Genomic DNA, 13,813 nt, shown 5'->3' on the forward strand with positions numbered 1-13,813 from the left:
GTAGGGGTGGGTGATGCGGCAGGGATTGTAAATGGGGGCGTAACCTTCCGACACGAAAAGCAGGCCCGCGCAGTACAGTGCCGCGGTGGACCGCCTTCAAAGCATTGAAACTTTCGTTCGTGTCGCGCAGACCCAGAGTTTTGCGGAGGCGGCGCGCCAGTTGCGGGTGGCCAATTCGGTGGTCACGACGCGCGTCAAGCAGCTGGAAGAGTTTCTCGGCGCACCGCTGTTCCATCGCAGCACTCGCGTGGTCCGGCTCAGCGACATGGGCCAGGCCTTCCTGCGCGACTGCACCGAACTGGTGGGCCGCGCCAATGACATCGTCGACCAGATGCGCGACGCACGCGGCACGCCCTCGGGCACGTTGCGCGTCCATGCGTTGACGGGCATGGTGCTCGGCCATTTCGCCTCGCTGCTGCACGAGTTCCACACCACCTACCCGGACATCCGCCTCGAGCTGATCGTGAGCGATGCGGTGGTCGACCCGGTCAAGGCCGGCGTCGATTGCGCGTTGCAGATCTTTCCCGCGGCCTCGCAGGAGCTGGTGTCGCGGCCGTTGTTTCCGGTGCGGCGGCTGCTTTGCGCCACGCCCGCCTACCTCGAAGCGCACGGCACGCCGGCCACGCCGCGCGAGCTGCATCGCCACAAGCTGGGCCTGTACTCGGGCTATCCCACGCGCGACCGCTGGACCTTTCATCACAAGGGTGAGCAGACCACGATCTATCTCGCGGCCGCGCTCTTGACCAACAGCGTGCATCTGCTGCGCGAATATGCGCTGGAGCATGCGGGCATCGTCTGCCTGCCGACGCTGGTGGCGGGCGATGCCATTGCGAGCGGCGAATTGCGCGTGGTGCTCGCCGAGCACCAGCTGTCGTCGTTCTCGCTGAGTGCGGTGTACGCGGGCACCTCGCGCAATGCGCTCAAGCTGCGACTCTTCATCGAGCACATCGCCACGCGATTCACGCGCGTGCCGCCCTGGGACGCCACGCTGATCGAGCGCGGAATGATCCCGGCGGAGCTGATCGAATAATGCTCGAACACGGCCGCGCGAGCGGGTAAACCCCAGCGATTATTCGGAGACTCCGAACAATCCTCTTCCAAACTGCTCCCTACCGGCGGCGTCGGTTGGCTCCTAGAGTTCACTCATCACAGGAGACAAGCCATGACAGCCACCACTGCGACCGCCTACAAGACCCGCTTCGGTTCACTCAAGCACTTCGAGAAGGGTCACGTCGAGCCCATCGCCGACGACGTGCGCCACTACGCGTTTTCCAACTGCTTCGAGATCGCGAGCATCAGCAAGCCGTACGAGAAGGTCGTGTTCGGGCAGAACCAGATCTACGTGCTCGAGGCGCTGCGCGCCGAGGGCACCTCGCCGTGGTTCACCTGCGCGCACGACGAATTCGCGCTCGTGATGGACGGTGATGTCGAGGTGCACCTCGTGCAGCTCGACGCCGGCCAGACGGTGGCTGACAAGGAGAAGAACGGCGCCGTCCTCGTGAAGGGCGAACCCAAGGGCAAGAAGATGGGCTGGATGAAGCTCTCGCGCGGCCACCAGGGCCTGCTGCCGAAGAACACCGCCTACCAATTCCGAAGCGCCGGCGATCCGGGCGTGATCGTGCTGCAGAGCTGCAAGGGCGATCTCTCGGTCGAGAAGTGGGCCGACATCTGCCAGTCGCATTGAACGCACACCCATCCAGGAGCCACACACCATGAACGCACCCGCTGAACTCGCCAAGGTGATCGCGTCGCAGCCCGACGCCACGCTCGGCTACAAGGACTTCTCGCTCGGCACTTTCAGCTTTCGCCGCGACGAGTATTTCGTTCACATCGGCTGGAAGACCCGCGACGGTCGCCCCATGAGCCACACCATGGATGCCGGCAGCTACCTGCGCGCGCTGATGCGCGACGTGGCCTGGGGCTTCTTCTACGGCTGGGTCAACTTCGACGATGTGGTCGGCACCGTCAACCACTACGAGTCGGTCGACCTCTACGCCGGCAGCTTCAACGGCACGATGAAGGACGCGGGCATCGACCTGCTCGAGAACTTCCCGACCGCGCAGATCCGCGCCACCTTCGAGGCCATGCTCGACGACTGGACCAACGAGGCCTTCGACCCTTTTGCCGCGCCGCAGGAAACCGGCTCGCCCTACGGCCGCAAGAAGGGCAACAACACCGCCAAGATCACCAGGGCGCGCGAACTGGCCAAGCGCTGCGTGGGCCTGAAGGGCGACCTCGACCTGCGCAGCGACGCACGCGGCGCGCCGGTCAATCGCGCCTTTGCCGACGTGCCGCAGGCCGAGCCCGAACTGCACCCCGAGCCCGGCTTCGAGAACGAGGTGCATGCCTTCAACCTCTTCGGCTTTTTGAGCCGCTCGCAGGTGACCTGGAACCCGAGCTTCACCTCGGTGGTGAAGCACAGCTACATGTGCCCGACGACCGAGGAGCACATCCTGCCGATCATCCACGGCAACGACCGCGTCGAGTGGTTCTTCCAGATGACCGACGAGATCCACTGGGACTGCGGCGACAAGAACACCGGCCGTCCCATGGCCCGCGTGATCATGAAGGCCGGCGACATGGCCGCCATGCCCGCCTACTGCCGCCACCAGGGCTTCAGCCCCAAGCGCTCGATGCTGCTGGTGTGGGAGAACGGTTCGCCGAGCCTGGTGTACGAGATCCAGAAGGGCGAGAGCCCGGAGATTCCGGTCGAGTTCTGAATGGCTCCCTCTCCCGCGAGCGGGAGAGGGCTGGGGTGAGGGTGGTGTTCGTGCCACCGCCGCCCCCTCACCCCAACCCTCTCCCCAAGGGGAGAGGGAGGAATGCAAAAACATGAAGCCCACTGACATTGCCGCCGCGGCAGGCCTGCGCACGCCCATCCGCCACCAGCTCTTCATCGACGGCCGCTTCGTCGACGCCGAATCCGGCGAGACCCTCGCCACGCTGAACCCGCACGACAACACGCCCATCGTCGATGTCGCGCTCGCAGGCAAGGCCGACGTCGACAAGGCCGTCGCCGCCGCGAAGCGCGCCTTCCCCAGATGGAGCCGCATGGCCGCCGCCGACCGCGGCCGCATCCTGCTCAGGCTCGCCGACCTGATCGAGGCCAACGCCGAAGAACTCGCCCGCCTCGAATCGCTCGACACCGGCCATCCCATCCGCGACTCGCGCCGGCTCGACGTGCCGCGCACGGCGGCGTGCTTCCGCTACTTCGGCGGCATGGCCGACAAGTTCCAGGGCGAGACCATCCCGGTCGAAGAGGGCTTTCTCAACTACACGCTGCGCGAGCCCGTCGGCATCGTCGGCCAGGTGGTGCCATGGAACTTCCCGCTCATGTTCACGAGCTGGAAGATGGCGCCCGCGCTCGCCGCCGGCAACTGCATCGTGATGAAGCCGGCCGAGATCACGCCGCTCTCGTCGCTGCGCATTGCCGAGCTGATGGCCGAGGCGGGCCTGCCACCGGGCGTGGTCAACATGCTGCCCGGCCTCGGTGGTGTTGCGGGCCAGTACATCGCGGAGCACCCGGAGATCGCGAAGATCGCCTTCACCGGCAGCACGGCGACGGGGCGGCGCATCGTGCAGGCCAGCGCCGGCAACCTGAAGAAGGTGCAGCTCGAGCTCGGCGGGAAGGGCCCGAACATCGTGTTCGACGATGCGAACCTGCAGGCGGCCGTCAACGGCAGCGCGTGGGCCATCTTCCACAACCAGGGGCAGGCCTGCATCGCGGGTTCGCGGCTGATGCTGCACGAGAACATCGCCGATGCCTTTCTCGAGCAGTTCATTCCGCTCGCCAAGTCGATCCGTCTCGGCAACCCGCTCGACGAGAACACCGAGATGGGGCCGCTCACCAGCGCCCAGCACCGCGAGCGCGTGCTGAGCTATGTCGAGGTCGCGCAAGGCGAGGGCGGTGAGTTGCTCGCGGGCGGCAATTCCCCCGGCGGCGATCTCGCCAGGGGCTGCTACGTGGAGCCCACCGTGATGCGCGCGAAGTCGTACAAGGACCGCGTGGCGCAGGAGGAGGTGTTCGGCCCCTTCGTCACCGTGCTCACCTTCAAGACCGACGAAGAGGCGATGCAGATCGCCAACGGCACCGACTACGGCCTCGGCAGCGGCCTGTGGACCCGCGACCTGCAACGCGCCCACAAGGTGGCGCGCGACCTGCACGCCGGCATGGTCTGGATCAACAGCTACAAGCGCGTGAACCCCGGCTCGCCCTTCGGCGGCGTCGGCCAGAGCGGCTACGGCCGCGAGATGGGTTTCGACGCGATGCGCGAATACACGCAGGTGAAGAGCGTGTGGGTGAACGTCGACGCGCAGATACCGCCGCACTTCGCGCGTTGATCGACGAGTCCCGGCCGGGCGGCACCACAAACACAAGAGACGGAGACAACCATGACATTCAATCGCAGACAGTTCACGCAGGCCACCGCCGCGCTCGTGGCCTCGGGCGCGGCACCGCTGGTGTTCGCCGCCGACACGCTCAAGATCGGCTACGTCTCGCCGCAGACCGGCCCGCTCGCGCCCTTCGGCGAGGCCGACAAGTGGGTGATCGAGCAGATGAAGAGCGCCTTCAAGGACGGCATCGGCATCGGCGGAAAAAAGTACGCGGTGCAGATCGTGCTGAAGGACAGCCAGTCGAACCCCAACCGCGCGGGCGAGGTGGCGAACGACCTGATCCTGAAAGACAAGGTCGCGTTGGTGCTTACCGCCGGCACGCCCGAAACCGCCAACCCGGTGAGCGATGCCTGCGAACTCAACGAGGTGCCCTGCATCTCCAGCGTGGTGCCATGGCAGCCCTGGTTCTTCGGCCGCAAGGGCGACCCGGCCAAGGGCTTCAACTGGACGTACCACCTGTTCTGGGGGCTCGAGGACGTCATCGCCAACTTCACCAACGGCTGGAAGACGCTCGCCACCAACAAGAAGGTCGGCGGCCTGTTCCCGAACGACGGCGACGGCAACGCCTGGGGCGACAAGGAGCTGGGCTTTCCCAAGCCGCTGGCGCAGATGGGCTTCACGCTCACCGACCCCGGCCGCTTCCAGAACGGCACGCAGGACTTCAGCGCGCAGATCGCGGCCTTCAAGAAAGAGGGGGTCGAGATCGTCACCGGCGTTGTGATTCCGCCCGATGCCAAGACCTTTCTCACGCAGGCGCGGCAGCAGGGCTTCAAGCCCAAGGTCATCACGCTGGGCAAGGCGCTGCTGTTCCCCGGCGCGATCGAGGCGCTGGGCGACCTGGGCGATGGCCTGTCGACCGAGGTGTGGTGGAGCCCCTCGCACCCGTTCACCTCGAGCCTCACGCAGCAGAGCGCGAAGGCGCTGGCCGATGCCTACGAGGCCGGCGCGAAGAAGCAGTGGACGCAGCCCATCGGCTTCGCGCATGCGCTGTTCGAAGTGGCGGCCGATGCCCTGTCGCGGTCGAAGTCGCTGAAGGCGTCGGATGTGCGCGATGCGGTCGCGTCGACCTCCATCAACTCGGTGGTCGGCCCGGTGAAGTGGGGCGGGCAGGGCCCGTTCAAGAACGTCAGCAAGACGCCGCTGGTGCTCGGGCAGTGGGGCAAGGGCAAGAAGTACAAGGTCGAGCTGACCATCGTGAACAACGAGGCGGCGAAGAGCATCCCGGCCGGCGGCACGCTGCGGCTGCTCTGACATGGCACTGCTGGCACTGCATGCCGTGAGCAAGTCCTACGGCGCGCTCAAGGTCACCGACGACATCACGCTCGCGGTGGCCGAAGGCGAGACGCTGGGCATCCTCGGTCCCAACGGGGCGGGGAAGACCACGTTGTTCAACCTGATCTCGGGCGATGTGCGCGTCGATGCGGGGCGCGTGGAATACGCGGGGCGCGACGTGACGCGGCTGCGGCCGCACCAGCGCTGCCACGCGGGCATCGGGCGCAGCTACCAGGTGCCGCAGCCCTTCGGGAACATGAGCGTGTTCGAGAACCTCGTTACCGCTGCCTGCTTCGGTGGGCAGCAGACCGAGCGCGAGGCCTGGCGGACAGCGCACGAGGTGCTGGAGCAGACGGGCCTGATGCCGCGCGCGAACAAGCCGGCGGGCGGGCTCACGCTGCTCGACCGCAAGCGGCTCGAGCTGGCCCGTGCGCTGGCCACCAGGCCGCAACTGCTGCTGCTCGACGAGATTGCCGGTGGACTCACCGAGCCCGAGGCCGTGGTGCTGGTCGATGAACTCAAGCGCATCAAGGCGCGCGGCGTGACCATGATCTGGATCGAGCATGTGGTGCATGCGCTGCTGTCGCTGGCGGATCGGTTGTTCGTCATCAACTTCGGGCAGAAGCTGGCGGAAGGGGAGCCGCGGGCGGTGATGAGCGATCCGGAGGTGCGGCGGGTGTACATGGGGATGGAAGCATGAGCGCGCTGCCTTGTCTTCGGATTTGTCCCCTCTCCCTCTGGGAGAGGGCCAGGGTGAGGGCATCGGCCTGTCAATCGCCGCGTGCCTTGCCATCGCCGCTTGCCCTCACCCCAACCCTCTCCCAGAGGGAGAGGGAGCAAGACAGATGAACTCGCCGCTGCTCACTACCCACGCCCTCAAGGCCTTCTACGGCGACGCCCAGGCCTTGTTCGGCATCGACTTCTCGCTGGCCCCGGGCGAGCTCGTCGCCATCATCGGCGCCAACGGCGCGGGCAAATCCACATTCCTCAAGAGCCTGACCGGCCTGGTCCGCGCCCCGCGCGACGCGATTCAGTTCAAGGGTGAACCCATCGGCGGGCTCCCTCCCGGCGAGATCGTGCGGCGCGGCCTCGCGATGGTTCCCGAAGGCCGCCGCCTCTTCCCGAGCCTGAGCGTCGAAGAAAACCTGCTCATGGGCGCCACCGCGGCCCGCAAGGGCCCGTGGAACCTGCAGCGCCTGTATGCCCTGTTCCCCATCCTCGCCGAGAAGCGCCACCAGCCGGGCACGTCGCTGTCGGGCGGCCAGCAGCAGATGGTCGCGCTCGGCCGCGCGCTCATGAGCAACCCCGAGGTGCTGCTGTGCGACGAGCTCTCGCTCGGCCTTGCACCGATCGTCATCCGCGAGATCTATGCGGCCATGCCCACCATCACGGGCGAGGGCATGACCGTAGTCATCGTCGAGCAGGACGTGACCATGGCGCGGCAGGTCTCGCAGCGTATCTACTGCTTCCAGGAAGGCCGCGTGTCGCTCGAAGGGAAATCCGGCGACCTCACGCGCGAGCAGATCTCGCAGGCCTACTTCGGCATCGAGGCCGCCCATGCTTGAGACGGTCATTCAAGGCGTGCTGCTCGGCGGCCTCTACACGCTGTTCGCGCTCGGCCAGTCGCTGATGTTCGGCGTCATGCGGCTCACCAACACCGCGCAGGGCGACTTCATCATCCTGGGCGCGTTCGCGGTCATCGCGGGCGTTTCGCTGGCGGGCGACGGCATGGCGTGGCCCGTGGCACTCGCGGTGCTGCCCGCGGCCTTCGCGTTCGGCTATGCACTGCAGCGCTACGTGCTCAACGGCACGCTGGGCAAAGACCCGCTGCCTTCGCTCGTCGTCACCTTCGGCCTCTCGATCGTCATCCAGAACCTGCTGCTCGAACTGTTCTCGGCCGACCCGCGCGCCATCGAGACCGGCGGGCTCAACACGCAGGGCGTGGCGCTGGGCGATGCGATCTCGCTCGGGGTGCTGCCGCTGATCGTGCTGGCCGTCGCGCTCGTTGCGACCGGCGCGCTGCAATGGCTCTTCGCGCGCACGGCGCTGGGCCGCTCGTTCCGCGCCGTGTCCGACGACCGCGAGATCGCCGAGCTCATGGGCCTCGACGCGAAGAAGGTCTACGCCTTCGCGACCGCCATCGCCTTCGTGCTGATCGCCATTGCGGGCGCACTGCAGGGCATGCGCACGACGGTCTCGCCCTCCGATGGACCCTTGCTGCTGCTGTTCGCCTTCGAGGCCGTGATCATCGGCGGCATGGGCTCGTTCTGGGGCACGCTGGCCGGCGCGATGATCCTCGGCATCACCCAGCAGATCGGCTTCCGGCTCGATCCGGGCTGGGGCATCTGGKCCGGGCACATCGTGTTCCTGATTGTGCTGGTGCTGCGGCCGCAGGGCCTTTTTCCGAAGACACGTGGATGAAGCGGATGACGAACATGCCTCCCCCTCTCATCGCCGTCGAGCGCGCCACCGCGGCGAGCCGCATCGCGCTCGTCGTCGGCATCGCGCTCGTGCTGATCGCCGCCAGCCTGCCGTTCTGGGGCGAGTCGAGCTGGATGCGCGAGTTCGTCGAGATCGCCTGCTATTTCATCTTCGCGATGATGTGGAACCTGCTCGCCGGCTACGGCGGCATGGTGAGCATCGGGCAGCAGGCCTTCTTCGGTTTCGGCGGCTACGTGATGCTGATGCTCGGCAACTTCGCCGGACTCAACCCCTTCGTGGCGGTACCGTTGGGCGCGCTGGCGGCCGGGCTCATCGCCGTGCCCGTGTCCTTCGTCGCGTTCCGTTTGTCGGGCGGCTACTTCGCCATCGGCACCTGGGTGATCGCCGAGGTGTTCCGCCTCAGCTTCGCCAACGTGTCGGCGGTCGGCGGCGGCTCGGGCACCACGCTCACCGCGCTGCGCGGCATCGAGAAGGCCACGCGCGAAAGCACCACCTACTGGATGGCGCTGGCCTGCGTGGTCGCGGCCATTGCGCTGGTCTACCTGTTCCTGCGCAGCAAGCGCGGGCTCGCGCTGCTGGCCATCCGTGACAACGAGGTGGCCGCCGAGTCGCAGGGCATTCCGGTGGCGCGCATGAAGCTCGCGGTGTACGTGGTCGCGGCCTTCGGTGCGGGGCTCGCGGGCGCGCTCTATTTCGTCGGCAACCTGCGCATCAGCCCCGACGCGGCCTTCAGCGTCAACTGGACGGCGTTCGCCATCTTCATGGTGGTGATCGGTGGCATCGGCCGCATCGAAGGGCCGCTGGTGGGCGCGCTCATCTTCTGGGCGCTCAACAAGTTCCTGAGCGACTACGGCACCTGGTACCTGCTGGGGCTCGGGCTGCTCGCGATCGTCGTCACGCTGTTCTTCAAGCAAGGGCTCTGGGGTTATGCGCAGCAGCGCTGGGGGTGGTCGCTGTTTCCGACGCAGCGAAAGCTGCTGCCTGCGCGGTCGGGATGAAGGGGAATGACCTTGCGCGAGCCTGACCTGGGCTTGCGCATCGCGGTGTCATCATGTAACGTTGTGTAAGTGAAGCGTAAGCATCTTCCCTAATCCCAACCCCTCTGGAGTCACCTTGACGATCACCAAACGCCGCTTGCTCGAAGGCGGCGCTGCAGCCGTTGCCACATCGCTGTTCGCGCCGGGCGCATGGGCCCAGCAGCGCCCGGCCGCTGGCGGCGGCGACGCATGGCCAACCAAGCCGGTCCACATTCTCGTGGGCTTTCCCGCCGGCGCATCGCCCGACCTCGCGGCCCGTGCCATTGCCGAACCCCTGTCGAAGATCCTGCGCCAGCCGGTCACGGTCGAGAACAAGCCCGGCGCCAGCGGCAACCTCGTGGCCGACCAGGTGGCCAAGGCCACCGACGACCACACCATCGGCGCACTGATCAACGGCAACCTCACCATTGCCAAGCTGCTCAACCCCGCGATCCCGTTCGACCCCGAGAAAGACTTCGCACCCGTCGGCATGATCGGCACCGCGCCGCTGGTGCTCGTGGTGTCGGGCAGCGCCACCGGCAAGAGCGCGGCCGACTGGCTGCTGTGGACGCGCAACCTCGGCAGCGGCGGCAAGTACGGCACGCCGGGCGTGGGCACCGTGGGCCACCTGGGCATGGAACTGCTCAAGAGCCGCGCCGCCATCACCGCGCAGCACAAGCCCTACACCGGCAACCCGCAGGTGATCGCGGGCCTGCTGGCGGGCGAGATCCAGCTCGCGCTGCTGCCGCCCGGCCTCGCGATGCCGCATGTGAAGTCCGGCAAGATCAAGGCGATCGGCGTGACCTCGCCCGAGCGCAGCCCGCTGGCCAGCGAACTGCCCACGATCCGCGACGCCGACGTGCGCGGCGCCGACCTCGAGATCTGGACCGCGCTGGCCGCGCCCGCGGGCATGAAGCCGGCCGCCGTGGCCCGGCTCAATGCCGCGCTGGTCGAGGTGATCAGCACGCCCGACGTCAGCGAGGCCCTGCTGAAGACCGGCTGGCAGGCGCAGCCGGGTTCGCCCGACACGCTGGCCAAGCGCATGCGCGCCGACACGGCGCGCCTGGGCGGCGTGATCATCATGAAGGGCATCCGCTCGGAAACCTAGGACGCCCCCCGAAGCGCCTTCGGCGCCTCCCCCCACTGGGGGGCGCACCCGGCGGCCCGGCAAAGCCGGTTCCGCGGGTGCACTGGGTGGGGCCGCTTTCTCGTTACAGCAGTTGTGAGACCTTCTTCGCGGCATCCATCAGCGCCGGCAGCATCGTCTCCTGCATCACCTTCGCGCTGGTGCGGTTCGCCTGCCCGGTGATGTTGAGCGCCGCCACCATGCGCCCCTGGCGGTTCACGATGGGCGCGGCCACCGAGATCAGGCCTTCTTCGAGCTCCTGGTTCACCAGGCACCACTGCTGCCTGCGGGCCTGCGCGACCTTGGCCATCAGCGCATCGACATCGGTCACCGTGTGCTTCGTGAGTGCCTCGATGTTCGAGGCTTCGAGCCGGGCGCGCACCTCGTCGTCGTCCAGGTCGGCCAGCAGCAGCCGTCCCATGGACGTGCAGTAGGCCGGCAGGCGCGAGCCCACGCCCAGGCTGATGTGCATGATCTTCTTCGTCGGCACGCGCAGCACGTAGACGATGTCGGTCGCGTCGAGCACCGCGGCCGAGCACGACTCCTGCACCTGCTGCACCAGCGCCTCCATCACCGGCTCCGCGCGATTCCAGATCGGCATCGACGACAGGTACGCAAACCCCAGGTCGAGGATGCGCGGCGTGAGCGTGAAGAGCTTGCCGTCGGTCACCACATAGCCCAGCGCCTGCAGCGTGAGCAGGATGCGCCGCGCGCCCGCCCGCGTGAGGCCGCTGCCGGCGGCCACCTCGCTCAGCGTCTGGCGCGGCGCGCTCTCGCTGAACGAGCGGATCACCTGCAGACCGCGCGCGAACGACTGCACGTAGCTGTCGCCGGGGGCGGGCGTTTCGGGGTTTTTCAGGTGGGTTGCCATGGTGCGTGATGTTCTCTAAAATTCATTATACGAACAAATGTTCTTTAGACGAACAAGTTCGATTTCTTTCTTCACCCCCGGAGACAAGCTTCATGATCAACAAGATCGCGCGCTCGGTCGCCGATGCCCTGGCGGGCATCCCCGACGGCGCCACGGTTCTCATCGGCGGCTTCGGCACCGCCGGCATTCCCGGCGAACTCATCGACGGCCTCGTCGAGCAGGGCGCCAAGGACCTCACCGTCGTCAACAACAACGCGGGCAACGGCGAGACTGGCCTCGCGGCGCTGCTCAAGGCCGGCCGTGTGCGCAAGATCATCTGCAGCTTTCCGCGCCAGGCCGACAGCCAGGTGTTCGACGGGCTCTACCGCAGCGGCAAGATCGAACTCGAGCTCGTGCCCCAGGGCAACCTCGCCGAGCGCATCCGCGCCGCGGGTGCAGGCATCGGCGCCTTCTTCTGCCCCACGGGCTACGGCACGCAGCTCGCGGGCAACCGCGAAACCCGCGAGATCGACGGCCAGCAGTACGTGCTCGAGTACCCCATCCACGGCGACGTGGCGCTCATCAAGGCCGAGCGCGGCGACCGCTGGGGCAACCTGGTCTACCGCAAGGCCGCGCGCAACTTCGGCCCCGTGATGGCCATGGCCGCGAAGAAAACCATCGCCACCGTGCACGACATCGCCGAGCTCGGCACGCTCGACCCCGAGAGCRTCATCACCCCGGGCATCTTCGTGCACCAGGTGGTGCGTATCGAACGCGTTGCCACCCAGGCTGGCGGTTTCAAGAAGGCAGCATGAACATGGCATACACACGTCGCACCAAGGACCAATTGGCCGCCCGCGTGGCGCAGGACATCTTCGACGGCGCCGTCGTCAACCTCGGCATCGGCCAGCCCACGCTCGTGGCCAACCACCTGCCGCTGGGCCGCGAGGTCATCCTGCAAAGCGAGAACGGCATTCTCGGCATGGGCCCCGCGCCCGAGGCCGGCGAAGAAGACTACGACCTCATCAACGCCGGCAAGCAGCCCGTCACGCTGCTGCCGGGCGGCTCGTTCTTCCACCACTCGGACAGCTTCGCGATGATGCGCGGCGGCCACCTCGACATCTGCGTGCTCGGCGCGTTCCAGGTGTCGGCCACCGGCGACCTTGCCAACTGGCACACCGGCGAGAAAGACGCCATTCCCGCGGTCGGCGGCGCGATGGACCTTGCCATCGGCGCGAAGCAGACCTGGGTGATGATGGACCTGCTGACCAAGCAGGGCGCGAGCAAGCTGGTCAAGGAATGCACCTATCCGCTGACCGGCATCGGCTGCGTCAAGCGCGTGTACTCCGACCTCGCCACGCTCGAATGCACGCCGCAGGGCCTGAAGCTCATCGACCTCGTCGAGGGCCTGGGCCGCGAAGAACTCGAGAAGCTCGTCGGCCTGCCCATCGCGAGCTGAGCAGCCCGACCCCATTCAAGCCAACACGGAGAGACAACGCACCATGACCAACCAAGCCTTCATCTGCGACGCCGTTCGCACCCCCTTCGGCCGCTACGGCGGCTCGCTCAGCAGCGTGCGCACCGACGACCTCGGCGCCGTGCCCCTGCGCGCGCTGATGGAACGCAACAAGAACGTCGACTGGCAGGCCGTGAGCGACGTGCTCTACGGCTGCGCCAACCAGGCCGGCGAAGACAACCGCAACGTCGCGCGCATGTCGGCGCTGCTGGCAGGCCTGCCGCTCGAAATCGGCGGCGGCACCATCAACCGCCTGTGCGGTTCGGGCCTCGATGCCGTGGGCACCGCAGCCCGCGCCATCCGCGCCGGCGAGGCCGGTTTGATGATCGCCGGCGGCGTGGAAAGCATGAGCCGCGCGCCCTTCGTCATGCCCAAGGCCGAGAGCGCCTTCAGCCGCAACAACGCGGTGTACGACACCACCATCGGCTGGCGCTTCGTCAACAAGCTCATGAAGGCGCAGTACGGCGTCGACTCGATGCCCGAGACGGCCGAGAACGTGGCCACCGACTACAAGATCGAGCGCGAAGCGCAAGACCTGATGGCGCTGAACTCGCAGCTGCGCGCCGTGGCCTCGCAGAAGTCCGGCTTCTTCGACGCCGAGATCGTGCCCGTGAGCGTGCCGCAAAAAAAGGGCGACGCCGTCATCGTCAACAAGGACGAGCACCCGCGTGAAACCAGCCTCGAATCGCTCGCCAAGCTCAAGGGCGTGGTCCGCCCCGACGGCACCGTGACGGCAGGCAATGCCAGCGGCGTGAACGACGGCGCCTGCGCGCTGCTGCTGGCCGACGAAGCCAGCGCCGCCAGGCATGGCTTGACGCCGCGCGCCCGCGTGGTCGGCATGGCCACCGCCGGCGTTGCGCCGCGTGTCATGGGCATCGGCCCCGCGCCCGCCACGCAGAAGGTGCTGGCGCTCACCGGCCTCACCATCGACCAGATCGACGTCATCGAACTCAACGAAGCCTTCGCGGCGCAAGGCCTGGCCGTGCTGCGGCTGCTCGGCCTGAAGGACGATGATGCGCGCGTGAACATCAACGGCGGCGCCATTGCGCTCGGCCATCCGCTCGGCGCCAGCGGCGCACGCCTGGCCACCACCGCGGTGAACCAGCTGCACAAGGGCGGCGGCCGCTACGCGCTGTGCACCATGTGCATCGGCGTGGGGCAGGGCATTGCCGTGATCCTCGAACGCGTCTGACACC

At 67.3% G+C, this 13,813-nt stretch carries 14 protein-coding genes; 13 read left to right on the plus strand and 1 reads right to left on the minus strand.

All coding sequences use genetic code 11. The features are described 5' to 3' along the window. Window positions 1–85: 85 nt before the first annotated feature. The 10 genes from AC1DXX_RS06790 to AC1DXX_RS06835 all read left to right on the plus strand — a co-directional run bounded on the left by AC1DXX_RS06790 (window position 86) and on the right by AC1DXX_RS06835 (window position 10,233). On the plus strand, window positions 86–1,030 hold the full coding sequence (locus tag AC1DXX_RS06790; protein WP_478133410.1) for a LysR family transcriptional regulator: 945 nt from the start codon (window positions 86–88) through the stop codon (window positions 1,028–1,030). Window positions 1,031–1,162: 132 nt separating this feature from the next. After that, window positions 1,163–1,684 (plus strand): cupin domain-containing protein, encoded by a 522-nt coding sequence (locus AC1DXX_RS06795; protein WP_478133411.1) that lies wholly within the window; start codon window positions 1,163–1,165, stop codon window positions 1,682–1,684. A 28-nt stretch (window positions 1,685–1,712) separates the two neighbouring features. Beyond that, window positions 1,713–2,720, plus strand: coding sequence for a hydroxyquinol 1,2-dioxygenase (locus AC1DXX_RS06800; protein ID WP_478133412.1), 1,008 nt, complete (start codon window positions 1,713–1,715; stop codon window positions 2,718–2,720). A 157-nt stretch (window positions 2,721–2,877) separates the two neighbouring features. Next, window positions 2,878–4,341 carry an aldehyde dehydrogenase family protein gene (locus AC1DXX_RS06805; protein ID WP_478133477.1) on the plus strand — a complete coding sequence of 488 codons (1,464 nt, stop codon included), beginning with the start codon at window positions 2,878–2,880 and terminating at the stop codon, window positions 4,339–4,341. A 51-nt stretch (window positions 4,342–4,392) separates the two neighbouring features. After that, complete coding sequence (locus AC1DXX_RS06810) at window positions 4,393–5,646, plus strand: ABC transporter substrate-binding protein (RefSeq protein ID WP_478133413.1); 1,254 nt, start codon at window positions 4,393–4,395, stop codon at window positions 5,644–5,646. 1 nt (window position 5,647) lies between these two features. Beyond that, window positions 5,648–6,367: an ABC transporter ATP-binding protein gene (locus AC1DXX_RS06815; protein WP_478133414.1), complete on the plus strand. Its 720-nt coding sequence runs from the start codon at window positions 5,648–5,650 to the stop codon at window positions 6,365–6,367. A 145-nt stretch (window positions 6,368–6,512) separates the two neighbouring features. Then, window positions 6,513–7,232 (plus strand): ABC transporter ATP-binding protein, encoded by a 720-nt coding sequence (locus AC1DXX_RS06820; RefSeq protein WP_478133415.1) that lies wholly within the window; start codon window positions 6,513–6,515, stop codon window positions 7,230–7,232. After that, window positions 7,225–8,088 carry a branched-chain amino acid ABC transporter permease gene (locus tag AC1DXX_RS06825; RefSeq protein WP_478133416.1) on the plus strand — a complete coding sequence of 288 codons (864 nt, stop codon included), beginning with the start codon at window positions 7,225–7,227 and terminating at the stop codon, window positions 8,086–8,088. The genes AC1DXX_RS06820 and AC1DXX_RS06825 overlap by 8 nt, the downstream gene beginning before the upstream one ends. 14 nt (window positions 8,089–8,102) lie before the next feature. Next, window positions 8,103–9,107 (plus strand): branched-chain amino acid ABC transporter permease, encoded by a 1,005-nt coding sequence (locus tag AC1DXX_RS06830; protein ID WP_478133417.1) that lies wholly within the window; start codon window positions 8,103–8,105, stop codon window positions 9,105–9,107. Window positions 9,108–9,222: 115 nt separating this feature from the next. After that, window positions 9,223–10,233, plus strand: a complete 1,011-nt coding sequence (locus tag AC1DXX_RS06835) for a Bug family tripartite tricarboxylate transporter substrate binding protein (protein ID WP_478133418.1) — start codon at window positions 9,223–9,225, stop codon at window positions 10,231–10,233. Window positions 10,234–10,336: 103 nt separating this feature from the next. On the opposite strand, the gene AC1DXX_RS06840 is transcribed toward AC1DXX_RS06835, so the two are convergent. Then, window positions 10,337–11,122, minus strand: a complete 786-nt coding sequence (locus AC1DXX_RS06840; RefSeq protein ID WP_478133419.1) for an IclR family transcriptional regulator domain-containing protein — start codon at window positions 11,120–11,122, stop codon at window positions 10,337–10,339. 92 nt (window positions 11,123–11,214) lie between these two features. On the opposite strand from AC1DXX_RS06840, the gene AC1DXX_RS06845 reads away from it, so the two are divergent. Genes AC1DXX_RS06845 through pcaF form a run of 3 tightly spaced genes read left to right on the plus strand, consistent with a single transcriptional unit; the run spans window position 11,215 to window position 13,809 of the window. Further along, a complete protein-coding gene (locus tag AC1DXX_RS06845; protein ID WP_478133420.1) occupies window positions 11,215–11,916 on the plus strand; it encodes a 3-oxoacid CoA-transferase subunit A in 702 nt (233 codons plus the stop codon). Beyond that, window positions 11,913–12,560, plus strand: a complete 648-nt coding sequence (locus AC1DXX_RS06850; protein ID WP_478133421.1) for a 3-oxoacid CoA-transferase subunit B — start codon at window positions 11,913–11,915, stop codon at window positions 12,558–12,560. Before AC1DXX_RS06845 ends, AC1DXX_RS06850 begins: the two co-directional genes overlap by 4 nt. A gap of 43 nt (window positions 12,561–12,603) precedes the next feature. Then, the gene (gene pcaF / locus AC1DXX_RS06855; RefSeq protein ID WP_478133422.1) at window positions 12,604–13,809 is read left to right on the plus strand and encodes a 3-oxoadipyl-CoA thiolase; all 1,206 of its coding nucleotides are present in this window, start codon (window positions 12,604–12,606) and stop codon (window positions 13,807–13,809) included. The last annotated feature ends 4 nt before the right edge of the window (window positions 13,810–13,813 follow it).

This window comes from Variovorax sp. P4_B10, assembly GCF_056402375.1.